Annotated in this window: 19 protein-coding genes, 1 pseudogene and 1 riboswitch; of the genes and pseudogenes, 10 read left to right on the top strand and 10 right to left on the bottom strand. The window is 70.3% G+C overall.

Annotated elements, in window-relative coordinates:
• Positions 1 to 58: 58 nt before the first annotated feature.
• The 3 genes from ITP53_RS25330 to ITP53_RS25340 form a co-directional block, all read right to left on the bottom strand.
• Positions 59 to 1,252 carry a S8 family serine peptidase gene (locus ITP53_RS25330; RefSeq protein ID WP_195897940.1) on the bottom strand — a complete coding sequence of 398 codons (1,194 nt, stop codon included), beginning with the start codon at positions 1,250 to 1,252 and terminating at the stop codon, positions 59 to 61.
• Complete coding sequence (locus ITP53_RS25335; RefSeq protein WP_195897941.1) at positions 1,249 to 1,851, bottom strand: hypothetical protein; 603 nt, start codon at positions 1,849 to 1,851, stop codon at positions 1,249 to 1,251. Before ITP53_RS25335 ends, ITP53_RS25330 begins: the two co-directional genes overlap by 4 nt.
• Before the next feature lie 144 nt (positions 1,852 to 1,995).
• Positions 1,996 to 2,802 carry an SAM hydrolase/SAM-dependent halogenase family protein gene (locus tag ITP53_RS25340; RefSeq protein ID WP_328815694.1) on the bottom strand — a complete coding sequence of 269 codons (807 nt, stop codon included), beginning with the start codon at positions 2,800 to 2,802 and terminating at the stop codon, positions 1,996 to 1,998.
• Between the two features lie 118 nt (positions 2,803 to 2,920).
• Between ITP53_RS25340 and ITP53_RS25345 the strand changes: the two genes are divergently transcribed.
• The 3 genes from ITP53_RS25345 to ITP53_RS25355 all read left to right on the top strand — a co-directional run bounded on the left by ITP53_RS25345 (position 2,921) and on the right by ITP53_RS25355 (position 4,733).
• The gene (locus ITP53_RS25345; RefSeq protein ID WP_195897943.1) at positions 2,921 to 3,220 is read left to right on the top strand and encodes a DUF3263 domain-containing protein; all 300 of its coding nucleotides are present in this window, start codon (positions 2,921 to 2,923) and stop codon (positions 3,218 to 3,220) included.
• Between the two features lie 39 nt (positions 3,221 to 3,259).
• Positions 3,260 to 4,030 carry a trehalose-phosphatase gene (otsB, locus tag ITP53_RS25350; protein WP_195897944.1) on the top strand — a complete coding sequence of 257 codons (771 nt, stop codon included), beginning with the start codon at positions 3,260 to 3,262 and terminating at the stop codon, positions 4,028 to 4,030.
• A gap of 109 nt (positions 4,031 to 4,139) precedes the next feature.
• A complete protein-coding gene (locus tag ITP53_RS25355; protein ID WP_195897945.1) occupies positions 4,140 to 4,733 on the top strand; it encodes a hypothetical protein in 594 nt (197 codons plus the stop codon).
• Here the strand turns inward: ITP53_RS25355 and ITP53_RS25360 are convergent.
• Positions 4,712 to 6,136, bottom strand: a complete 1,425-nt coding sequence (locus ITP53_RS25360) for an alpha,alpha-trehalose-phosphate synthase (UDP-forming) (RefSeq protein WP_195897946.1) — start codon at positions 6,134 to 6,136, stop codon at positions 4,712 to 4,714. The genes ITP53_RS25355 and ITP53_RS25360 overlap by 22 nt on opposite strands.
• A 31-nt stretch (positions 6,137 to 6,167) precedes the next feature.
• Here ITP53_RS25360 and ITP53_RS25365 point away from each other — a divergent pair, with 31 nt between their 5' ends.
• From ITP53_RS25365 to groL, 5 genes are all read left to right on the top strand, one after another.
• Entirely contained in the window at positions 6,168 to 6,722 is a 555-nt protein-coding gene (locus tag ITP53_RS25365) for an RNA polymerase sigma factor (RefSeq protein ID WP_195897947.1), read from the top strand.
• A 79-nt stretch (positions 6,723 to 6,801) separates the two neighbouring features.
• Positions 6,802 to 6,943, top strand: a riboswitch (SAM riboswitch).
• Positions 6,944 to 6,956: 13 nt separating this feature from the next.
• Positions 6,957 to 8,189, top strand: a complete 1,233-nt coding sequence (gene thrC / locus ITP53_RS25370) for a threonine synthase (RefSeq protein ID WP_195897948.1) — start codon at positions 6,957 to 6,959, stop codon at positions 8,187 to 8,189.
• A 24-nt stretch (positions 8,190 to 8,213) separates the two neighbouring features.
• On the top strand, positions 8,214 to 8,492 hold the full coding sequence (locus ITP53_RS25375; protein WP_195897949.1) for a MoaD/ThiS family protein: 279 nt from the start codon (positions 8,214 to 8,216) through the stop codon (positions 8,490 to 8,492).
• A 245-nt stretch (positions 8,493 to 8,737) separates the two neighbouring features.
• The gene (locus ITP53_RS25380; RefSeq protein WP_049559825.1) at positions 8,738 to 8,938 is read left to right on the top strand and encodes a cold-shock protein; all 201 of its coding nucleotides are present in this window, start codon (positions 8,738 to 8,740) and stop codon (positions 8,936 to 8,938) included.
• 342 nt (positions 8,939 to 9,280) lie between these two features.
• Positions 9,281 to 10,909 (top strand): chaperonin GroEL, encoded by a 1,629-nt coding sequence (gene groL / locus ITP53_RS25385; RefSeq protein ID WP_195897950.1) that lies wholly within the window; start codon positions 9,281 to 9,283, stop codon positions 10,907 to 10,909.
• A 145-nt stretch (positions 10,910 to 11,054) separates the two neighbouring features.
• Here the strand turns inward: groL and ITP53_RS25390 are convergent, their stop codons facing one another.
• Complete coding sequence (locus ITP53_RS25390) at positions 11,055 to 11,585, bottom strand: YbhB/YbcL family Raf kinase inhibitor-like protein (protein ID WP_195897951.1); 531 nt, start codon at positions 11,583 to 11,585, stop codon at positions 11,055 to 11,057.
• A 63-nt stretch (positions 11,586 to 11,648) separates the two neighbouring features.
• Positions 11,649 to 13,705 (bottom strand): annotated as a pseudogene (locus ITP53_RS25395) (HelD family protein).
• A gap of 154 nt (positions 13,706 to 13,859) precedes the next feature.
• Here ITP53_RS25395 and ITP53_RS25400 point away from each other — a divergent pair.
• Positions 13,860 to 14,195, top strand: a complete 336-nt coding sequence (locus tag ITP53_RS25400) for a hypothetical protein (RefSeq protein ID WP_195897952.1) — start codon at positions 13,860 to 13,862, stop codon at positions 14,193 to 14,195.
• 228 nt (positions 14,196 to 14,423) lie between these two features.
• Here ITP53_RS25400 and ITP53_RS25405 read toward each other — a convergent pair whose 3' ends face one another.
• The 3 genes from ITP53_RS25405 to ITP53_RS25415 all read right to left on the bottom strand — a co-directional run bounded on the left by ITP53_RS25405 (position 14,424) and on the right by ITP53_RS25415 (position 18,189).
• Positions 14,424 to 16,076, bottom strand: coding sequence for a DNA repair helicase XPB (locus ITP53_RS25405; protein WP_195897953.1), 1,653 nt, complete (start codon positions 16,074 to 16,076; stop codon positions 14,424 to 14,426).
• Between the two features lie 63 nt (positions 16,077 to 16,139).
• Complete coding sequence (locus tag ITP53_RS25410) at positions 16,140 to 16,490, bottom strand: DUF4190 domain-containing protein (RefSeq protein ID WP_195897954.1); 351 nt, start codon at positions 16,488 to 16,490, stop codon at positions 16,140 to 16,142.
• Positions 16,491 to 16,644: 154 nt separating this feature from the next.
• Positions 16,645 to 18,189 carry a class I adenylate-forming enzyme family protein gene (locus tag ITP53_RS25415; RefSeq protein ID WP_328815703.1) on the bottom strand — a complete coding sequence of 515 codons (1,545 nt, stop codon included), beginning with the start codon at positions 18,187 to 18,189 and terminating at the stop codon, positions 16,645 to 16,647.
• 356 nt (positions 18,190 to 18,545) lie between these two features.
• On the opposite strand from ITP53_RS25415, the gene ITP53_RS25420 reads away from it, so the two are divergent.
• Complete coding sequence (locus ITP53_RS25420) at positions 18,546 to 19,949, top strand: hypothetical protein (RefSeq protein ID WP_195897956.1); 1,404 nt, start codon at positions 18,546 to 18,548, stop codon at positions 19,947 to 19,949.
• A gap of 126 nt (positions 19,950 to 20,075) precedes the next feature.
• Here ITP53_RS25420 and ITP53_RS25425 read toward each other — a convergent pair.
• Positions 20,076 to 22,387: helicase C-terminal domain-containing protein (locus ITP53_RS25425; protein WP_236051170.1), on the bottom strand; the 2,312-nt coding region annotated here is incomplete at its 5' end.

The raw sequence follows: 22,387 nt of genomic DNA on the forward strand, positions 1-22,387 counted from the left end.
GCTCCTGCCCGTTGACGGCAGACCGTCCGGAGTCCCGCCCAGACGGAGTCCCCGCCCGTCAGACGGAGTCCCGGCCGCGGCGGCGATGGGCCATGATGACCCGTACCGACATCGCGGCCGCCAGCATCAGCATCCCCGCCACCACCGGAGCCCTGGAGGGTGGCGCCTGGCCGGGCGGTCCCGCCCCGAAGTACGCCCCCGGGCCCGGCACCCCGGACGCGCGCACCTCCAGCCGAGCGGCGGCACGCAGGGCCAGCAGCGCGTTGGCCACGCCGTGCCCGTAGGCCGGGCTGTAGCCGTCCGCGGGCCGCCTCCTGGTCCCGAGTTCGATGGCCGTGCGTACGTGGTACGGCGACAGGCCGGGATGAGCCGACTTGATCAGCGCCGCGATGCCCGCCACCATGGCCGCCGCCGAACTGGTGCCGTCGCTGACCACGTACGAGCCGGCGGCGTCGGCCGTCACGATGTCCGTGCCCGGCGCCACCACGCACAGGTAGTCCTGCCTGTTGGAGAACCCCGCCACCTGGAGCCGCCGGTCCACCGCTCCGACCGCGATCACGCCTGGGTAGGCGGCGGGGAAGTTCTTCCTGTTGGAGGTGTCGCCGTCGTTGCCCGACGAGGCCACGAGCACGGCGCCCCTGCCGATCGCGTACTGGATGGCCTCCTCCTCGGCCGCCGAACCCTCCCAGGCGCCGCTGCCGCCGCCGAGCGACATGCTGATCACCTCGGCGCCGTGGTCGACGGCGTACCTGATGCCACGGGCGAGCGCGTCGTGGCCGGCGGAGCGCTGCTTCTCGCGCCGCGGGTCGCCGTTCTCCAGGGTGACCCTGATGGACAGCACCTCGGAGGCGGGCGCCACGCCCAGGACGCCGCGCCCGTCGCCGTGCCCGCGCCCGGCGATCAGGCTGGCCATGGCGGTCCCGTGCGGCCCCCAGAGCGTCCTGCCCGCCTCGGTCAGGTCGGGGCCGGTGGTCACGGCGCCCGCCAGGTCGGGGTGGCGGCCGTTCACGCCGGTGTCGAGCACGGCGACGATCACGTCCTCGCCCTTGCTCAACCGCCAGGCCTCGGGCAGCCGCAACGCGCCGAGATGCCACTGCCCGGCCCGCGCGGCCGCACCCAGGTCGGCGCCCCGGTCGATGTCCCGGTCGATGCCCACGTCGTCGTCCCCGTCGTCGGACACGACCGGTGAGGCGACACCGACGAGGAGGCCGGCGAGGAGCAGGACGAGCGGTAACCGCATGAGCCTGCTCATCGGGTCAGCGTCCCGTGCAGGGTCGTGGCGAGCTGCCGCGCGGTGTCGCGTAAGCGCCGCACGATCCGGTCGCCAGGCCGGTACGGCCGTCCGTCCGCGTAACCGGCGGCGACCGCCACCAGGTAGTGCTCAGCCGAGCCGATCAGCGCCCCGGCGAAGTACTGCCGCTCGCCGAACCGCTCCGCGGGCCCGCCGGGAAAGGCCACGGGCCGCACGGTCGCGGGCCGCCCGGCACCGTACGGCCAGAGCCCAGGCCCGTCGAGCACGGCGATGCCCACGGTGGCGACGAACGTGTTCGTGCTGTCGGCGTACGTGGCGCGCAGGGCGACCCGGCACGCCGGCGGGACGGCGGCAGGCTGGAACGCCGCCCGGCAGGACGCCTCAGGGGCGACCCCGGCCAGCATGTACGTGACCCGCGCCCCCGACGGGCTGAGCCCGGGCAGGGTGACGGGAAAGACCCGGGCCACCGGCCACGCGTGCCAGCGCTCTGACACGGGAAGCTCGGGCGCGGGCCAGAGTGCGGACAGTATGAAGAACAGGACAACGGACAGTTGGTACACGTCGACCTCGAACGGGAGGGGGAGGGGACGCTCGACCAATGAGAGGCCTGCGGCTACGGTCTGGACCGGTCACCGACGTGACGAGCAGGTCCCTCCTTGATGCTCCGCATTCTGACACGCGTCCGATGATTCCAACCGACGCTTCGGTAAACAGACCGATACGCGGAGTAATTCCGATTTGTCCTATGGGGTGGGAGAAAGCCGGACATGTGCGCCAGGTGGGAGCCCCAACCGCTGCGCTGCGTCACCGGAGTTCACCGCGATCGCGACCAGCCCGGCCGAGTCCGCGAACGCCACCAGCTCACCTGGCGGCACCGCCGCGAACGTCTCCCGGTACGGCAGCGACATCTGCCGCCGCCCCAGCCACACCCCGAGCGTGTCGCCCACCCGGACCCCGAGCGCCTGCAGGTCACCGGCCGCGATCGAGAGCTGGGTGTTGCCGTAGCGGTCGACCGAGACGACCTCGCCCTCCACGCAGCCGTCGCGCAGCAGCGACGTCGGCTCCGGCAGCGTGACCAGCCGGTCCACCGGCACCTCGGGGCCCACGTCCGCGGGACTCAGCCCGCCGTACAGCCGCCCCGCGACCGGCGCGAACACGTCCCGCCCGTGGAAGGTCGGCGAGACCGGCCGCAGGAAGTGGGCCTCGTTGCTGATCTCGTACGCGGCCAGCGCGCCGCCGCTGGCGTGCACGGCCCACGACAGCAGCCCGTTGTCCGGGCCGACGAACAGCCGGCCGCCCGCCTCGACGGCCACCGCCCGCCTGGCGCCGCCCGCGCCAGGATCGACCGCGCCGATGTGGATGCCCGGCGGGAGGTACGGGATGGTCTGGGCGAGAACCGCCGCGCCTCGTCGTACGTCACCCGGCGGGATCAGGTGGCACACGTCGATCACCCGGGCCTCGGGGGCGATCCCGGCGATCACACCATGACACGCCGCCACGTAGCCGTCTTCGAGTCCATAGTCGGTGAGGAGCGTGATGACTGAGGTCACATTTGGCGACTGTACGTCTCGCAATCCGCCGTGAACAGCCGCACTCGGCACATTACGATTGGCCACGGGCCGCGTGGTGCGACGTGGTCGTCGCGCCACCCCTTTCGAGGAGGACACCATGGGACCACCGCTGAGCGGTGACAACGCCGCCCAGGAAACGTCCCGCCAACCACTCTCTGAACGCGAACTCGGGCTCCTCGCCTTCGAACGCCAATGGTGGCGCCACGCGGGCGCGAAGGAGCAGGCCATCAAGGAGACCTTCGGGTTCTCCACCACGCGCTATTACCAGTTGCTCGGTGAGTTGATCGACCGGCCGGAGGCGCTGGAGCAGGATCCCATGCTGGTCAAGCGGTTGCGCAGGTTACGCTCCACCCGTCAGCGTGACCGTGCGGCGAGAAGGCTTGGCATGCGTCCCTGACCGGCTGGGTACGGCAGCCGCGTGAGGAACATCCCTGGAATGGAAGCGATCTTGAGCGATCCGGCCGGCGCCGTGATCGGGCTCGACTTCGACGGGACCCTGTCGCCGATCGTGCCCGATCCCGCCGCGGCCGTGATCCACCCGGAGGCGCCCGAGGTTCTCGCCGACCTCGGCGCCCACGTCCTCGCGGTGGCCATCGTGACCGGCAGGCCCCCGGCCACCGCGCTGGAGCTCGGGCCCGGCCTGGCCGACGTACCCGGACTGGTGGTGCTCGGGCACTATGGCTTCGATCGCTGGGAGGGCGGCCGGATCTCGGGGCCGCCGCCTCCGCCCGGCGTTCCGCGGGCCGAGGCCGAGCTGCCGCTGCTGCTCGACTCGCTCGGCCTGCAGGACGTCTCGATCGAGGACAAGGGCCGGGCCGTCGCGGTCCACACGCGGCGCAGCCCCGATCCGGGCGCGGCGCTGGCCATGCTGCGCGAGCCGCTGGCCAAGCTGGCCGAGAAGCACGGCCTGGTCGTCGAGCCCGGCCGCATGGTGCTGGAGCTGCGGCCGCCTGGCATGGACAAGGGACACGCGCTCAGCCTGTTCCTGGCCGAGCGGGCCGCCAGGTCCGTCATGTTCGCGGGCGACGATCTCGGCGACCTGGCCGCGTTCGACGCCGTACGCGCCTCCGGGCTGCCCGGCGTGACCGTGTGCAGCGGCTCGGCCGAGGTCACCGCGCTCACCGAGCGGGCCGACATCGTGGTGGACGGCCCCGAGGGAGTGGTGGCGCTGCTCCGGGAGCTGGCATCGGCGTTCAGCCGTCCGTGACATCCGCGAGCGGGCATCGGCGTTCAGCCGTCTGTGACATCCGCGAGCGGGCATCGGCGTTCAGCGGTTCGTGACCGATCTGCAAGTGGTGCGGCCTAGGGTCGTGCGCATGGCCAAGCACTACCTCGCCGTCGCGGTCGTCGCCGCGGCCACCCTCCTCGCCGCGCCACTGCCCGTGAACGCCGCGCCCGCTCAGCCGTTGAAGCTCAGGGGCGGTTTGACGCTCTACCTCCCGATCAAGTGGCAGGTCCACCGCGTCAGCCCCGACTGGATCCGCGTGGTCACCGGCAAGTGCGCCGCGCCCGGCGGCGGCTTCGGCACTCCCGGATGCGACAGCTTCTGGGTGCTCGGGCCCAAGGCCATCAAGGAGGGCAACGAGCTCTTCCGGCCGTACACAGGGAAGCGGCCGTTCTACCCGGCCACCGACGTGCAGCGGTGCCCGACCAACGCCAAGTGGGGCCAGCGGCTCGGCACCGCCAGGGTGACCGGCCTGCGCCAGGTCGGCCCCGGTCACAAGGCGGCCTACCGCGAGTGGAAGGCCACCTGCGTCTCCTACTCGAGCGGCGAGGTCAAGTCCCGCTACACGCAGCGCGAGTGGTATCTCCCGACGACGAGGATCCTGGTCGTCGACCAGTGGAACACCCCGGGTCTCGCCGACGCGCTCGAGAACGCCGACTGGCGTCAGGCGAGGGCGTCGAGTTGAGCCGCGAGCCACTTCTGCGGCGGCAGCGCCGTGGCGGCGGCGTACAGCCTGTCGCGCCGCGCCCTGCGCTCGTCCTCGGGCATGACGAGCGCCTCGTGCAGCGCGGCGGCCGTGCCGCTGACGTCGTAGGGGTTGACCACGAGCGCGTGCGGGCCGAGCTCCGCCGCCGCCCCCGCCTCCCGCGAGAGCACCAGCGCGCAGCGCGGCGAGAGCACCGGGCCCTCCTTGGCGACCAGGTTCATGCCGTCGCGGATCGGGTTGACCAGCAGCACGTCGGCCATCCGGTACGCGGCCAGCGAACGCGGGTAGTCGTCGTTGACGTTGAGTATGAGCGGGTCCCAGTCCTCGGTGGCGTATTCGTCCTCGATCTCCTGGGCGCAGCGCTGCACCGACGCGGTGTACTCGCGGTATTGGGGCAGGTCGTGCCGGCTCGGGTAGGCGAAGGCCAGGTGCACCACCCGCCCGTGCCACTCGGGGTGCGCGGCGAGGAACTCGCGGTAGGCGACCAGGCCGCGCACGATGTTCTTCGACAGCTCGGTGCGGTCGATGCGGACGATCAGCCTGCGCTCGCCGACCTGGTCCCTGATCGCGGCCATGTGCGACTCGACGTCGGGCTCGCAGGCTCGCTCCCACAGCGCGTCACCGTCCACGCCCAGGCTGTGCACGCCGATGCGGGTGGTCCGGCCCTCGTGGGTGACGCTGCGGCCGACCCGGTCGACCTCGGCGCCCAGCAGCGCCTCACAGCAGTCCATGAACGACTCCGCCCAGCGGCCGGTGAGGAACCCTGCGTGGTCGGCGCCCAGGATGCCTTCGAGCACCTCGCCGGCTACCTCGTCGGGCAGCAGCGAGAAGTATTCCGGCGGTGCCCACGGCGTGTGGCTGAAGTGGGCGATGCGCAGGTCGGGCCGCTCGGCGCGGAGCATCGCCGGGGTCAGCGTGAGGTGGTAGTCCTGCACCATCACGCGGGCGCCGTGCCCGGCCTCCTCCGCCAGGGCCAGCGCGAACGCGCCGTTGTAGTCGCGGTAGGACTCCCACTCGCGCTCGAACCTCGTGCCGAAGTACGGCTCGTTGGGTATGTCGTAGAGCAGGTGGTTGACGAACCACAGGGTGGAGTTGGCCACGGCGTTGTAGGCGCGGTGGAACGTGGCCTGCGGGATGTCCAGCATCCGCAGCGCGCCCGTGTCGTAGCCGGCCTGGTCGATCCGGCCGCCGGGTGCCACCCGCACGGCGCTTCTGTCATCGTTGGACAGCGCGGCGCAGACCCACAGGACGCCCTCGTCCTTGGCCACTCCGGACAGCCCGGACACCAGTCCGCCACCGCCGCGCCGCATGGTCAACTCGCCGTCGTCGGAGACGGTGAAGGACACCGGCCCTCTGTTGGAGGCCACCAGAACGCTGTTCATCCAGGCTCCCTTCGATCATAGGATCCCAGCTATGGCGCTTGATGAGCTAACCGAGGAACTCGCCCGCTCCGCCGCCCGAGGAGATCATCGCGCACTTGGCGAACTCCTGGCACGGATCGAGCCCGATGTGATGCGTCATTGCGCCCGCATCCTGCCCTACCACCAGGACGCGGAGGAGGCGTCGCAGGACACGTTGCTGGCCGTGGCGCGCAACATCGGGCGGTTCGAGGGGCGGGCGAAGTTCAGCACCTGGCTGCACATCGTGACGGCCAACTGCGCGCGGACGACGTACCGGTCGCTCAAGCGCAGGGCGGCCGAGCAGAGCTCGGACGAGTTGCCCGTGCAGCGGCCCGACGTGGGGCGGGTGAGCGTGATCGCGGGCTCGCGGCTCGACCTGCTCGACGCCATGGAGGCGCTGGAGGCCGACAAGCCCGACCTGGCGCAGGCGCTGGTGTTGCGCGATATCGTGCAACTCGACTACAACGAGGTGGCCGAGCAGCTCGGCATCCCGCTCGGGACCGCCAAGTCGCGCATCCACCAGGCACGCAAATACGTCCAGGGGGTGCTGGGTGAGGACTATCGCTGAGACCCCCCGTCTCACTTCTTGAGACGGGTAGTCATTTCGTCCTCTTGGGCGGGTAGAGTCCCTTTCAACAACTGAATATTGCTCATCCAGAGGGGTGGAGGGACCGGCCCTGCGAAGCCCCGGCAACCCTCCCGGCTTGAGACTCGCGACCTGGCGAGGCCGACCGGGACAAGGTGCCAATTCCGGTTCGCGGTCAAGGTGGCCGCGGGCGAAGATGAGGGAAGGCCTCGCTTCATGCCGCTTGACTTTGGTCCTGCCGTCGCTCTCTCCTGCCGCGAATGCGGCACGCGTTACCCCCTGGGTCCCAGCTTCGCCTGCCAGGAGTGTTTCGGGCCGCTCGAAGCGGCCTACTCCTTCGGCAAGGTGACCCGCTCGGACATCGAGTCGGGTCCCGCCAACATCTGGCGCTACCGGTCACTGCTGCCCGTGCCGGCCGACGTCATCACCAAGCCCAACATGAACCCCGGCTGGACCAAGCTGGTCAAGGCGGGCAACCTCGGGCGAGCGCTCGGCATGAGGTCCCTCCATGTGAAGGACGACTCGGGCAATCCCACCCACTCCTTCAAGGACCGGGTGGTGGCCATGGCCGTCGAGGCCGCGCGCAACTTCGGTTTCCACACGCTTTCCTGCTCCTCCACCGGCAACCTCGCGGGCGCGGTCACGGCCGCCGCGGCGCGGGCCGGGCTCGACGCCTGCGTGTTCATCCCGGCCAACCTCGAACAGGCCAAGATCGCCATGGCCCGGGTGTTCGGCGGGAAGCTGATCGGCATCGAGGGCACCTACGACGACGTCAACAGGTTCTGTTCCGAGCTGATCGGCGACCCGCTGGGTGACAAGTGGGGCTTCACCAACATCAACCTGCGTCCTTACTACGCCGAGGGCTCCAAGACGCTCGCGTACGAGATCGCCGAGCAGCTCGGGTGGCGTCTGCCCGAGCAGATCATCATTCCGATCGCCTCCGGTTCCCAGCTCACGAAGATCGACAAGGGCTTCAAGGAGCTGGTGGAGCTGGGGCTGGTCGAGGACACGCCTTACAAGATCTTCGGGGCGCAGGCGGCCGGGTGCTCGCCGGTGTCGACGGCGTACAAGGCCGGGCATGACGTCGTGCAGCCGGTCAAGCCCGACACCATCGCCAAGTCGCTGGCCATCGGAAACCCGGCCGACGGGCCGTACGTGCTGGACATCGCGCGGCGCACCGGCGGGGGCGTCGAGGACGTCACCGACCCCGAGATCGTGGCCGCGATCAGGCTGCTGGCCTCGACGGAGGGCGTCTTCGCCGAGACCGCGGGCGGGGTGACCGTGGGCGTGCTCAAGAAGCTCGTCGAGACGGGTCAACTCGACCCCGAGGCCGAGACCGTGGTACTGAACACCGGTGACGGGCTCAAGACGCTCGACGCGATCGCCGACGGAGCCGCGCCCACGGCCGTGATCCGGCCCTCTCTCGACGCGTTCCGCGCGACTGTCTGACTACCAGGAAAGGCGAGTTAAATCATGAGCGTTTCTGTGCGGATTCCCACCATCCTTCGCACATACACCGGCGGTAACGCGGAAGTCAGTGGCGAGGGCGCGACTCTTCGTGACGTGCTTGCCAAGCTCGACTCCGACTACCCGGGGATCGGCGCGAGAATTCTGGATGAATCGGGCAAGATTCGACGTTTCGTCAACGTTTATGTTGGGGAAGAGGACGTCCGTTTCGCCAATGGGCTGGACACTCCCGCCCCTGAAGGCACTCAGATCTCTATCATCCCGGCGGTCGCCGGCGGCTGCTGAGTACGACGGGACCACACGGTCTTGAAGGCGCCCCTAGTGGGCGCCTTCTGCTTTTCCGGCCAATTCCACCTTGAACGACGTTCGGTCCGATGAAATGCCTGATTTGCGGATTGACTCTGTTGCCAAACCCCGTGCCACAGGTATGGTCGAGGGCGATCGTCTGACTGTTTTTCCGTTAAGTCATGCGATTGCGGGTCTCGCGGAGGAATGGGCGGGATCTGTTAGCCCAGTAAGAGGAGTCGGAAGTGGCGCAGGGCACCGTCAAGTGGTTCAACGCGGACAAGGGCTACGGCTTCATCGCGGTAGACGGTGGTAAGGATGTATTCGTCCATTACTCAGCGATCATGATGGACGGGTATCGATCTCTCGAACAGGGTCAACGCGTCGAGTTCGAGATCACGCAGGGCCAGAAGGGGCCGCAGGCGGAGTCCGTCCGCTCGGTCTGATCACGTCACTGGTATGCACCGGCGGGTTCGCACGGCAGCGCAGTCCGTGCGAACCGTCACCATCATTCGCCGACGGATGCGGCGAGTCGCACGGGGCGGCTCGCCGTACGGACCGGCGGATCCACTGGCGGACTCACTGACCTGGGCTGGAAGGCGGGGCGGCGGGTGCTCGCTTGCACTCGCCGGGGTAGAGTGCTAAACAGTTCGTTGGCACTCTATGCAGTAGAGTGCCAACATCGGATCGAGACGATGGGGTCTGCCGAACGGAGATGCGGACCCATGCCGTCGCGGGCGTCGGCTCGGTCCACGACAAGCCACCCTGCATCTGGGAGGTCTAGCCTTATGGCAGCCAAGATGATCGCGTTTGACGAGGACGCCCGGCGCGGTCTCGAGCGCGGTATGAACCAGCTCGCCGACGCCGTCAAGGTGACCTTGGGTCCCAAGGGGCGCAACGTCGTGCTGGAGAAGAAGTGGGGCGCTCCCACGATCACCAACGACGGTGTTTCCATCGCCAAGGAGATCGAGCTCGAGGACCCCTGGGAGAAGATCGGCGCCGAGCTGGTCAAGGAAGTCGCCAAGAAGACCGACGACGTCGCGGGTGACGGCACCACCACCGCCACCGTGCTCGCCCAGGCGCTGGTGCGCGAGGGCCTGCGCAACGTGGCAGCCGGCGCCAACCCGATGGCCTTGAAGAAGGGCATCGAGGCTGCCGTCGAGCGCGTCAGCGAGGAGCTCTCCAAGCTGGCCAAGGACGTGGAGACCAAGGAGCAGATCGCTTCGACGGCCTCCATCTCCGCCGCCGACCCCGAGATCGGCGCGCTCATCGCCGAGGCGATGGACAAGGTCGGCAAGGAAGGCGTCATCACCGTCGAGGAGAGCAACACCTTCGGCCTCGAGCTCGAGCTCACCGAGGGCATGCGCTTCGACAAGGGCATGACGTCGATGTACTTCGTCACCGACTCGGACCGCATGGAGGCCGTGCTCGAGGACCCGTACATCCTGATCGTCAACAGCAAGGTCTCCGCCAACAAGGACCTGCTGCCGCTGCTCGACAAGGTCGTGCAGTCCGGCAAGCCGCTGCTGATCATCGCTGAGGACGTCGAGGGCGAGGCCCTGGCCACCCTGGTCGTCAACAAGATCCGCGGCCTGTTCCGCTCCGTGGCCGTCAAGGCCCCGGGCTTCGGCGACCGGCGCAAGGCGATGCTCAACGACATCGCGATCCTTGCCGGTGGCCAGGTCATCGCCGAGGAGGTCGGCCTCAAGCTCGAGACCGCCACCCTCGACCTGCTCGGCCGCGCCCGCAAGGTCGTGGTGACGAAGGACGAGACCACCATCGTCGACGGCGCCGGTGACGCCGAGCAGATCTCCGGCCGGGTCAACGAGATCCGCGCCGAGATCGAGCGCACCGACTCCGACTACGACCGTGAGAAGCTCCAGGAGCGGCTCGCCAAGCTGGCCGGCGGCGTGGCCGTCATCAAGGCCGGCGCGGCGACCGAGGTCGAGCTCAAGGAGCGCAAGCACCGCATCGAGGACGCCGTTCGCAACGCGAAGGCGGCCGTCGAGGAGGGCATCGTCCCCGGCGGTGGCGTGGCGCTGCTGCAGGCCGGCGCCAAGGCGTTCGACAAGCTCGAGCTCAACGGCGACGAGGCCACCGGTGCCGCGATCGTCAAGAAGGCGCTGGAGGAGCCGCTCAAGCAGATCGCCGTCAACGCCGGCCTCGAGGGCGGCGTCGTGGTGGAGCGCGTGCGCAACCTCACCCCCGGTGAGGGCCTCAACGCCGCCACCGGCGAGTACGTCAACATGTTCGAGGTCGGCATTCTCGACCCGGCCAAGGTGACGCGCTCGGCGCTGCAGAACGCCGCCTCCATCGCGGCGCTCTTCCTCACCACCGAGGCGGTCATCGCGGAGAAGCCCGAGAAGACCCCCGCTGCCCCGGCTGGTATGCCGGGCGGCGGCGACATGGACTTCTAGGTCTTCTTCGCCGTTGACAAGAAGGGCGGCCCGGAATTTCCGGGCCGCCTTTTCTGTGCGCCGGTTCTGTACGCCTCTTCCGCGCGCGGGTTCCGTGCGCCTCTTCTGTGCGGGTTCTGTGCGCGGGTTCTGTGCGCCGGTCGGGTCAGACGCCGTAGTAGGCGATGAGGTGGCCGCGGGCCAGGGTGTTGGCGGTGATGTTGAAGCCGACCACCGCCGGGCTGGCGTCGCTGTCGACACCCAGTTCGGCGACGCCCAGGGCGTGCACGGTGAAGACGTAGCGGTGCGGGTCGCCGGGCGGCGGGGCGGCGCCGCCGTATTCCTTCGTGCCGTAGTCGTTGCGGGCGTGGACGGCGCCCGCGGGCAGGCCCTTGAACTCCGGAGCCGTGCCCGCGCCCGTGGGCAGCTCGGTCACGGAGGCCGGGAGGTCGAACAGCACCCAGTGCCAGAACCCGCTGCCCGTGGGGGCGTCGGGGTCGTAGCAGGTGACGGCGTAGCCCTGGGTCTCCGCGGGAGCGCCTGACCAGCGCAGGTGAGGCGACTGGTTCTGGCCCGTCATGCCCCAGTCGTTGAAGACGTGGAGGTCGTTGAGCGTCTCACCGTTCTGGAGGTCGTCGCTCTCGACCACGAGCGCGGGCACCGACGGCAGGTGTTCATGTGGAAGGGGTGCGGGCACGGCATCCTCCTAGTTGAAAGCTGCTTGTTCAGTCATCCTAGAAGCGGCCGTGCCCGGCGCCCTTCAGGCGGCCAGCTCGGGGGGCAGCGCCTTGTCGTGCAGGACCGTGAGCGAGGTCACGGCGCGGGTCAGGACGACGTACAGCCTGGCCAGGCCCCGGGGCTCGGCCGCCACGATGTCCGCGGGCTCGACGACGATGACGTGGTCGTACTCCAGGCCCTTGGCGAGGGTCGCGGGGACGATCAGGAGGCGGTGGTCCTCGCCCGTGGAGTCCGGGCCGAGGACGGTGTGGGGGTGCTCGGAGAGCGACTCGGAGATCGCCGTGACCAGGGTGTCCGGGGCTATGACGCCGATCGAGCCCTCCCTGGCGAGGGCCTCGCGGGCGGCCTCCTCGATGGCGGTGCCCCGGCGTACGGTGAGGGAGCCTGGGCCGGGGCGCAGCGACTGCGGGGCGGCCAGGCCAGGGGCGATCGAGGGCAGCAGGCGGGCCGCGTAGTCGAGGACCTCTCGCGGCACGCGGAAGCCCAGCGTCAGCTCCGTCACCTCGCCCTCGCGCTGGCCGAGGTGCGTCAGGACCGACTCCCACGAGCCGGCCGACCACGGGGTCGTGCCCTGGGCCAGATCGCCGAGCACGGTCGCCGAGCCGTTGCGGCAACGCCGCCCGAGCGCCCTCAGCTGCATCTCGGAGAGGTCCTGGGCCTCGTCCACCACCAGGTGGCCCAGCGAAGGGGTGCGCTCCATCAGGTCGCGCAGCTCGTCGAGGAGCGCGACGTCCGCGGCGGACCACTTGGCGGACTTCCACCCCCGGTACGGCTTCCGCCAAAGGATCATTTCTTGCTCATCAGGCGACAAATCGGATTTGGCGGCGGCGCGAGCGAGGAAGTCCGGGTCCGCGAGCAGGCGGTACAGGACCTGTTCGGGCACCAGCTTGGGCCAGACCGTGTCCACGAGCTGCTTCACCGGCTTCGACCTGGCCACGGCGTCCTGTACGCGATCGTCTGGCGACTCGCCACGCTGCTCCATGCGGACCAGCACCAGGTGCGCCAGCCGCTGCGCCAGGGCCGCCCTGCCCGGGTAGTACCGGGTGGTGCCGCGCAGGGAGGCGACGATCTCGCGCACCTCGTAGTCGGCCACCCGGTGGCGTAGGCGCCCTTGGTGAACACCAGGCCCTCCTCGGGCTTGACGATGTGCAGCCAGAGCGCGCGTTCGAGCACCGCCGCCATCCTGGCGTCGCCCTTCACCGCGGCCACGAGCGGGTCCTCCGGCGTGGCGGCGTCACCGAGCAGCCCGGCCACCGTGGTCTGGTCGACCTTGACCTCGCCGAGCGCGGGCAACACCGAGGAGATGTAGGACAGGAAGGCCCGGTTGGGGCCCACGATCATCACGCCGGACCTGGCCAGCCGCTCGCGGTGGGTGAACAGCAGGTACGCGGCCCGGTGCAGGCCGACCGCCGTCTTCCCGGTGCCGGGAGCGCCCTGTACGCACACCGTCTGGGCCAGGGCGGCTCGTACGATCTCGTCCTGGTCCGGCTGGATGGTGGCGACGATGTCGCGCATCGGGCCGGTGCGCGGGCGTTCGATCTCCTCGGTGAGGATCTTCGAGGGGCCGATCTCGACGCCCTCGCCGAGCGGTTCGTCCTCGAACGCGGTCAGCGCGCCGCCGTGGTAGCCGAAGCGGCGCCGGCGTACGATGCCCATCGGTTCCGCCGGGCTGGCCTGGTAGAACGCGCGGGACACCGGCGCGCGCCAGTCGATGACGAGGGGCCTGCTGTGGCCGTCGTGCACGTGGCGGCGGCCGACGTAGATCGTGGTGGGCAGGTCGGCCTGCTCCTCGTCGCTCTCCGGTCCCGCGCTCCTTCGCTCGGGGGTCGCGCGGTCGAGGCGGCCGAAGAACAGCGGGGTGTCCGGATGGTCGGCCAACGCCGCCACTCGCTGGTCGAGCAGCGACTGGAGGATCTGCTGGGAGACCCAGTCGCCGGCCGCGTCCGACGACAGTGACTGGGCGTGGGCGCGCATGGCCTTGAGCGCGGCCCTGGACTCGGCCAGGTGGGCCTGCTCGGCGGCGAGCACGTCGGACGGTATGCCGGAGGGTATGTCGGGGGCCAGTTGGTGTGCGGGCATGCGGAAGCGCCTCCCTGGATGAGTGAACGGAGGTGGTCAAGGCAGCGAATCGACCAGTTTAGTGGCCGCGCGGGCAGGCTTCCAAAGCATTTACCGGCCTGCGACGTGGCCGGCCGCTCGATTGACGGATCGCACGGCCGGGTAGGGACAGGAGGTGGCGCGGCTCCGGCTCGGTTACTCGCCGTTCATCCCCACGTTCGCGAGCTTCCTGCTCGCGGCCCTCTGGGGATTGTCGGTGTTCGCGGGCTGGGCCCTGGAGGCGTTCTGCGCGGGTGACGAGTTCGCGCTGGCCTGCTCCCGGCGCCTGGACGTGTTCTCCACCGTGTCGGGGTGGTTCGCCGCGCTCGCCGCCGGCTGCACCGCGGCCGCCTGGTTGCTTCCACGGGCCAGGCACGACGCACGCACGTTCAACCGGCTCATCGGCGTCGGCATGGTCTTCTGGATCATCGCCGAGGGTGTGCTGTTCCTCGGCGGCATGCTGGCGCGATAGGTACGGTCACCACACAGGCGCGGAAGCGACAGATCGCCATCAGGTCACACAACCTGGAAATACCGAAAAATTCGGGCATATCAGGTGGGTTTGCCGGATCATGGGGGTATGTCGCAGGCGGCGTGATAGTACGCAGGTGAGGGGGGTGGTTCGATTGTCGACGGCCCGCGGAGTCTCGTGGACGTGACACCACGTTGATGCCTGGCCGCTCGGGCGAGCGGCCGGGCATTACACCCCGCCGAGCACGTCGTCGGCGTCGATGATCTGGTACGCGTACCCCTGCTCGGCCAGGAACCGCTGCCGGTGCGCCGCGAACTCCTGGTCGACCGTGTCCCTGCTGACCACCGTGTAGAACCGTGCGCCCCCGCCGTCGGCCTTGGGCCGCAGCACCCGGCCGAGCCGCTGGGCCTCCTCCTGGCGCGAGCCGAACGTCCCCGACACCTGGATCGCGACGGCCGCCTCCGGCAGGTCGATGGAGAAGTTGGCCACCTTCGACACCACCAGCACCTGGATCTCCTTGTCGCGGAACGCCTGGAACAGCCGCTCGCGCTCCTTGATCCTGGTCTCGCCCTTGATGATCGGCGCGTTGAGGTGCTCGCCGAGCTCGTCGAGCTGGTCGATGTACTGGCCGATGACCAGGACCTGCTCACCCAGGTGGCGCCGGACCAGCGCCTCGGTCACCTGCGTCTTGGACGGCGTGGTGGCGCAGAAGCGGTAGCGCTCCTCGGTCTCCGCCATCGCGTACGCCAGCCGTTCCTCGTCCGTCAGCGTGACCCGCACCTCCACGCAGTCGGCGGGTGCGATCCAGCCCTGGTTCTCCATCTCCTTCCAGGGCGCGTCGTAACGCTTGGGACCGATCAGTGAGAAGACGTCGCCCTCGCGCCCGTCCTCGCGCACCAGCGTCGCGGTCAGACCCACGCGCCGGCGGGCCTGCAGGTCGGCGGTCATCCGGAAGATGGGCGCGGGCAGCAGGTGGACCTCGTCGTAGACGATCAGGCCCCAGTCGCGCGCGTCGAACAGCTCCAGGTGGCTGTAGACCCCTTTGCGGCGGGTCGTCATGACCTGGTACGTGGCGATGGTGACCGGGCGGATCTCCTTCTTCGTGCCGGAGTATTCGCCGATCTCGTCCTCGGTCAGCGTGGTGCGCTTGAGCAGCTCGGTCCGCCACTGGTGGGCCGAGACCGTGTTGGTCACCATGATCAGCGTGGTGGCCTGCGCGTGCGCCATGGCGGCCGCGCCGACGATGGTCTTGCCGGCGCCGCACGGCAGCACGACCACACCCGAGCCGCCGTTCCAGAAGGCGTCGGCGGCCTCCTGCTGGTAGGTCCGCAGCGACCAGTCCTCCTGCAGCAGCTTGATCGGGTGGTGCTCGCCGTCGACGTAGCCGGCCAGGTCTTCCGCGGGCCAGCCGAGCTTGAGCAGCGCCTGCTTGACGTTGCCCCGGTCGCTCGGGTGGACGAGGACGGAGTCGGGGCCGAGCCGGTCGCCCAGCATCGGCTGGATCTTCCTGGACCGCAGCACCTCTTCCAGCACGGCGCGGTCGCTTGAGGTCAGCACCAGGCCCTTGGCCGGGTCCTTCTCCAGCCGCAGCCGGCCGTAGCGGGCCATGGTCTCGGCGATGTCGACGAGCAGCGCGTGGGGCACGGGGTAGCGGCTGTGCTTGATCAGCGCGTCGATGACCTGCTCGGCGTCGTGGCCGGCGGCGCGCGCGTTCCACAGCGCCAGCGGGGTGACCCGGTAGGTGTGCACGTGCTCCGGGGCGCGTTCGAGCTCGGCGAACGGCGCGATCTCCTTGCGGCAGGCGTCGGCCTGGTCGTGGTCGACCTCGAGTAGCAGTGTCTTGTCCGACTGGACGATGAGCGGGCCGTCGTTCACGGACATCCCTTCCTATGGTTGACCCTTATCCAACACACACGACGGCAGGAACAGTCCCTGAACAGGTAATCAGTCGTCGAGTCGGCCGGTGAGGCCGAGGAAGAGGAAGAGCCCGATCGCGAGTGCGAAGCCGAGCCCGAACAGCACCCAGCTCCATACCAACATCCTACGGGCGGTCTGGGGCTCCGTCTTCGCGCGGCCGAGCGCCAGGCCGGCCAGGATGGCGCCGGGCAGGCCGAGGATGTTGCAGCACGAGACGAGGGCGAAGAGGTTGAGCACGAGGGCGACGATGGCGTTGGCGGTGGGCCCCTCGTCGCGCGGAGGCGGCGGATATCCGTAGCCGTACTGTGGGGGCGGCTGCTGGCCGTAGGGAGCGCCATAAGGCTGGTACGGGTAGTCCGACGGACCTTCCTGACTCATGTTCACCTCCAGACACGTCAACACTTATCACGGAATTGAGACGGGTCTGACCCGGTCTCCGATCTCGCCATCGATGCCGTCCGCCCCCTCAGCCCAGCCTGCTGCCGCCCGCTCAGCCCAGCTTGGCCCGCAGCACCTGCTCAGCCGAGCCTGCTCAGCCGAGTCTGGCCCGCAGCGCCTTGCGGTCGAGCTTGTGCACGCTCGTCACCGGCACCGAGTCGACGAAGCGCACCTCGCGGGGATACTTCACCCTGCCGACCCGGTCGCGGGCCCACTCGATCAGCTCCTCGGCCGTCGCCGTGGCGTCCGGTCGGAGCTGGACGAACGCCACGACCTCCTCGCCCACCCGCGGATCTGGACGGCCCACGACGCCCGACATCACCACGTCGGGGTGCTGGTTGAGCGCGTCCTCGACGTTGCGCGGGAACACGTTGAAGCCGCCGCGGATGATCAGGTCCTTCTTCCTGTCCACGACGTAGAGGTAGCCGTCGTCGTCCACGCAGCCGATGTCGCCGGTCCGCAGCTCCTTGTCGCCGCTGCCGGTGTCGCCGTCCAGCCCGTCGGCCGGCCCGTCGACCAGCCCATTGGCCGGCCCGCCGACCAGTGTGGTGCCCTCCGGGTCGGGCTCGTGCTCGCCCCGGTAGCCGAGCATCAGGGAGTCGCCGGAGACGCAGATCTCGCCGACGTCGCCGGTCTCCACCGGCTCGCCCGCGCCGTCGCGGATGGTGATCGCGTATCCGGCCAGCGGCAGGCCGACGCTGCCCACCCTGCGCCGCCCCGGCGGGTTGAACGTGGTGACGGCGCTGGTCTCGGTCAGCCCGTAGCCTTCCAGGATCCGCACGCCCGGCATCCTGCGCTCGAACTCCGCCAGCACGTCGCGGCCGAGTGGCGCCGCTCCGCAGGTGAGGAAGGCCAGGTCGGGCAGGGGGTGCGACTCGAGCGGCTCGGCGAGCAGCATCTGGAGCATGGCGGGCACCACGGTGCCGTACCGTACGCGCTGCTCGGCGGCCAGGCTCAGGAACGTCTTCGGCTCGAACCAGCGCATCAGCACCGCCTGCTGCGGCTCCGTCGCGTGCATCGAGGCGACGGAGATGATGAGCCCGTACGCGTGCGACAGCGGCACCGGGACCAGCGCGCGGTTCATTCCTTCCTGGTGGGACAGGTCGAAGGCGTCCTTGGCCACGTGCCAGAGGCCGCGGTGGCTGAGCATGACGCCCTTGGCCCGGCCGGTGGTGCCGCCGGTGTACATGAGCGCGGCCAGGTCGCCGGGATCCCTGCGGACCGGCCCGTGCTCGGGTGCCCGCTCCAACTCGGCCGTGTCCACATATATCGGGATATCTACCTCGGCGGATCGTACGGTGTCCGCCAACTCGGGCGACGTGACGATCGCCGACGCGCCGCTGTCGGTCAGGATGTGCCGCAACTCCTCGGCGCCGACCAGGAACACCACCGGCGTCACCACCGCGCCCGCGGCCCACAGCGCCTGGTAGATCAGCGGCACCTCGGGCGAGTTCGCCATCATCACCGCGACCCGGTCGCCCGGCCGGATCCCGGCCGCGACGAACCCGCCGCACATCCGGCGCGCCCGCTCGGCGAGCGTGTGGCTGCGGTGCCAGACCTCTTCGTAGAACACCGAGTCGTGGTCGTCGAAGCGGTCCCACGACTCCTCGGCCAGCAGGCCCAGCGTTTGCTCGGTCACATGCCCAACCTGATGCGAGCCAGGACGCGACGTCAACCCTTGTTCTCCTTGACCGGTCATTGTGGGCGGTGCTCTCATCATCTGTAAATGGCGACAAATCTTCCTCTATCGCCATTCGTGTTTTCTTGATGGTCTAAATCGTGCAATGGTGGGAGATCTAGCTTCGACCGGCCTACCAGATCATGGAGGGCGTGATCGACATGTCCGCGTCAGCGGTTCGGGTCGGGAGTCACGTACGAAATGCCTGGTCGGAGTCGCATGGTAACGCTGCGCAATGCTTTCGTGGGAAAAGAAGAAACTCGTTAGGCAAGAACATTTCCTGTAGAAAATCTTCGAGTTAATCCCGGGGTGACTTCGTGACCGACACGCCTGAACCGGGCGAGCTCGACCTTGACGAGATAACCGTCATGGCCATCAACGACCACGTAAGAGCCGTCGCCGCGCCGGTCACCCGAGACCTGTACCGGCGGGAGGCCGACACGCTGCTCCGCTCCTACCTGGAGCCGCCCGGCTTCCCCGAGGCGGTGCGCCGGCTGTCCATGCGGCACCTGCTCGTCCTCGTGGGCGAGGAGGGGACGGGCAAACGGCTGGGCGCCATCGCCCTGGTGTCCAGGATGTCGCTGGCGGAGAGCACGATCACCGTGCTCTCGCCCGCCGGCACCGTCCTCGACCTGCTCACCGGGACCGAGTACGAGCCCGGGCGGGCGTACCTGCTGCATGACTGGATCGCGGCCGGCACCGACAGGACCGAGCTGGCGAACCTGGCGCGCAAGCTGGCCGAGCTCGGCTCGTACCTGGTCATCACCAGGAACGGCGCTCCCTCGCAGGCGGTCGAGGTGGAGCAGCCGTGGGCCGTGCCCGATCCTGGAGAGTTGTTCGACTTCTGCCTGAGCACGTTCGGACGGGCGGGCCTGCCGCGGGAGCGGCTCGACCGCGCCAGGGACCGCGTGCTGGCCGCCCCGCCGCCGCCCGCCGAGGTCGCGCGCCTGGCCACGCGCCTCGCGAGGGGCGAGGAGCCGGTGGTGGAGGAGGTGGTGTCCTGGTTCGACACGAAGCCGCCGATGCGCGAGGTGCTCGCGGTGGCGGCGCTCGCGTTCCTGCATCCGCTGGCGGAGGCGGACTTCACGGCCCAGCTCGCCAGACTGTACGAGCTCAGCGACGAGCCGGTGGGCCGCCCGCCCCGCGGCCCGCTGATCAACGCGTCCGAGGGGGTCGTCGACTTCCGTGTGCCGCGTCACCGGGAGGAGGTGCTGGCCGAGCTGGCCGGGCGGTACGGGTTCTGGCTGTGGCAGCCGTTGCGCGAGTGGGTTCGCTCGCTGGCCGGGCAGGGGTCCGGCGTCCGGATGCGGGCGGCGGCGGGGGTGGCGGCGCTGGCGGCGTACTCGCTGAAGGATGTCAGGCAGGAGTTCCTGGAGGTCTGGGCGCGCGGCTCGGGGCGGGAACGGCTGGCGGCGGCCGATGCGCTGTCGTACATGTCCGCCGACGACACCCTGGCCCCCGAGGCGCTCAAACTCGCGCTGACCTGGGCGGGGGATCCCGGGGCGGCGGTTTGTGCGTCCGTGGCGCTGTGTGGCGGGTTGTCGATCAGGTATCCGGCGGACGCCGTACGCATCCTGTGGCGGCTCGCCTCAGACGGCGGCCCGGCGGCGAAACAGGCCGGCCGGGCACTGGAGCTGCTCACGAAGCACGCCGGTGAGCGCGACGACGCCCAGGCCCGCCTGGTGACCACCCTGGCCGCCACACTCAGCGAGCGCCGCTGACCACCTCAGGAAGGCTCACCTGGCGAGCGCCACTGACCACCTCAGGAAGACTCACTCGGCGAGTGCCACTGACCACACCCGGGACAGGTGCTGTCCGGGCCGCCGCCACCGGGCCCGGGCGGGAGGTCAGAGGCCGGATACGCCGGTGATGCGGTGGAGGGCGAAGCGGTGGACGGCTGCTCTCGTCTCGTCGTACGCGGTCAGGTAGCCGCCTTCCATCCTGGCCGGCTCCAGGATGCGTGAGGTGGCGTTGCCCTGGGAGTCGAGGTAGCCGATCCACACGCGTACGCCCTGCTTGATCGCGTCCTGCAACGCCGAGATCGTGGCCGTCGCGGCCCCGCGCGGCACCTGACCGGCCGGCGCGTCCACGGGCTCGCGCCGCGACAGGTGGGCCGCGTCGCCGGCCCGCAACGCGCGTACGGCCGCCGCCGCCACCTCCGAGTCGACGCCGTTGGACGACACCACGGCGCGGGCCGGCGCCAGCCCCTCGGTGCGGCGGCTGTCGAGCTGGGAGATGATCACGTCGCCGTCGAGCGACTCGGCGACGGGGGCGTACCCCATCGCGCGCAGCGAGTCGACCAGCGCCGCCCGCGACGAGCGGGAGGCGATCACGGTGGGGGCCAGCCGCCGCAGTCGGAGCGCGGCCGAGCGGCGGTCAGCGGTGATCTGGTCGAGCAGCGCGGGATCGTCGCAGCGGATGTACGCGCTCGCGGTGCCCACCCGGATCCTGCCGTGCCGCCTGGCCACGTCGGACACCAGGTAGGACAGCGCCTGCGGCACCGGCGTGGCCGAATGGCGGGCCAGCATCGACAGCAGCTCCTCGGCCCCGTGCCCGGCGTCGAGCGCGCGCCGGATCGACGCCTCGCCGAACCGGTAGACGGTGGCCCCGCCCTTCGACTCGACGTCGGCGGTCAGCGTCATCCATCGGTTGAGCTCGCTCATGAGCGGCCCAGGCGCCACCGCGGTGAGGTCGGCCTGGAGTAGTACGTGATCGACGGGCTCGGGCAGCAGCGGCGCCAGCGCGTGGGCCGGGTCGCCGCCCTCGATCAGCGCGCGCCCGTGTTCGGACAACGTGCCCAGCCCGGTCACGCCCACCTGCTCGGCCTCGCGCAACGCGAACTCGGTGAGCTGCTCACGCAGTGGCCCCCGGCGGCGCGGCTGCTCCCACGCCAGCCGTTCGAGCACGGCGTCGCGAGCCGGCGCCAGGCCCGGCGCCGCGGCCAGCACGCCCAGCACGGCCTGCCTGACGGCCGGCGCGGACGAGCGGCGCAGGTCGGTGTGCAGGGCGTTGAGCGGCCTGTCGCGCTCGTCCCGCTCGCCGACCAGGCCGGGGACGCGGTCCATCTGCAGCCACGTGGCCGCCAGCGCGACCCACCGGTCCGCGGTCCCCCTGACCCGCCACAGGTCGTAGCCGGAGGTCGGCAGCCACTCGCCGTCCACGCCGCCGCCCGCCGCGATCAGCCCCGCCGCGTGCGCCACCTCGACGACCAGCGCCGCCACCCACTCGGGCAGGTCCAGCTCACTCGCCGTACGCTTCAGGTCGCGCACGCCCAGCCCGCCGGTACGCAGCACGCCAGGCGGCTCGACGCTCCACCGCTCGCACAACTCCTCGACCGACCTGACGAACGCGAACGCCTGCCCGGCCGCGGTCCGGTCGGCCAGCTCCCGATCGCGCGCGGCCCCTTCGAGCGCCGGCGGCACGGCCATCAGGTCGCGGTGCACCCGGCCGCCCCGCAGGTAGAGCGCGACCTCGCGGGGCAACGTCACGCTCTCCTCGCCGGTCGCGGCCAGCAGCCCGCGGGCGAGCAACTCCTCTATGGGCGAGCGGGCCGAGGCCACGCGTACCTCGCGCCTGGCGTTCGGCACGCGGCCGGTCGGCGGCCCCCAGACGAGCTGGTCGAGCGCGCCCCTGGCCTCGGGCGACACCTGCTCGACCAGCGCGGCGGGGGCGGCCAGCGCGGCCGCCAGCCGCTCCCTGCCCGGCCCCTCGGTGCCCGGCGCGATCTCGTCGGCCATCTCCTCCAGCTGCTCGGGCGCGTGGTGCCGGAACGCGTCCACGGCCCGCGGACCGAGCCCGGCCGCGTCTTCGAGCACCTTGCGCACGCCGGGACCCAGATCGAGCGCGTCGTCGGGCCCGTAGACCAGGGCCAGGTCGCACAGCTTGTCCAGCGCCGCGGAAAGCGCCGGCTCCGGGTCGTCTCCGGAGACGACCCTGGCCGTGCCGTTCGCCTGCGCCGCGCCGTTCGCCCGCGCCCGCCGCCCCGCCTGGGCAGAACCCTTTCCTCGCGCCGGACCGTTGTTTCTGGTGGGGCCGGTCGCTTCGGCTGGGCCCTTCGTCTGCGTGGGGCCGGTCGGTTGGGTTGGGTCCTTCGTCCGGACGCGGCCGGTCGCTTGGGCAGGGCCCTTCGCCTGGGTGGGGTCGGCCGCTTGGGCTGGGT

This window comes from Nonomuraea cypriaca (assembly GCF_015645445.1).
In the GTDB taxonomy this organism is placed as follows: Bacteria; Actinomycetota; Actinomycetes; order Streptosporangiales; family Streptosporangiaceae; genus Nonomuraea; species Nonomuraea cypriaca.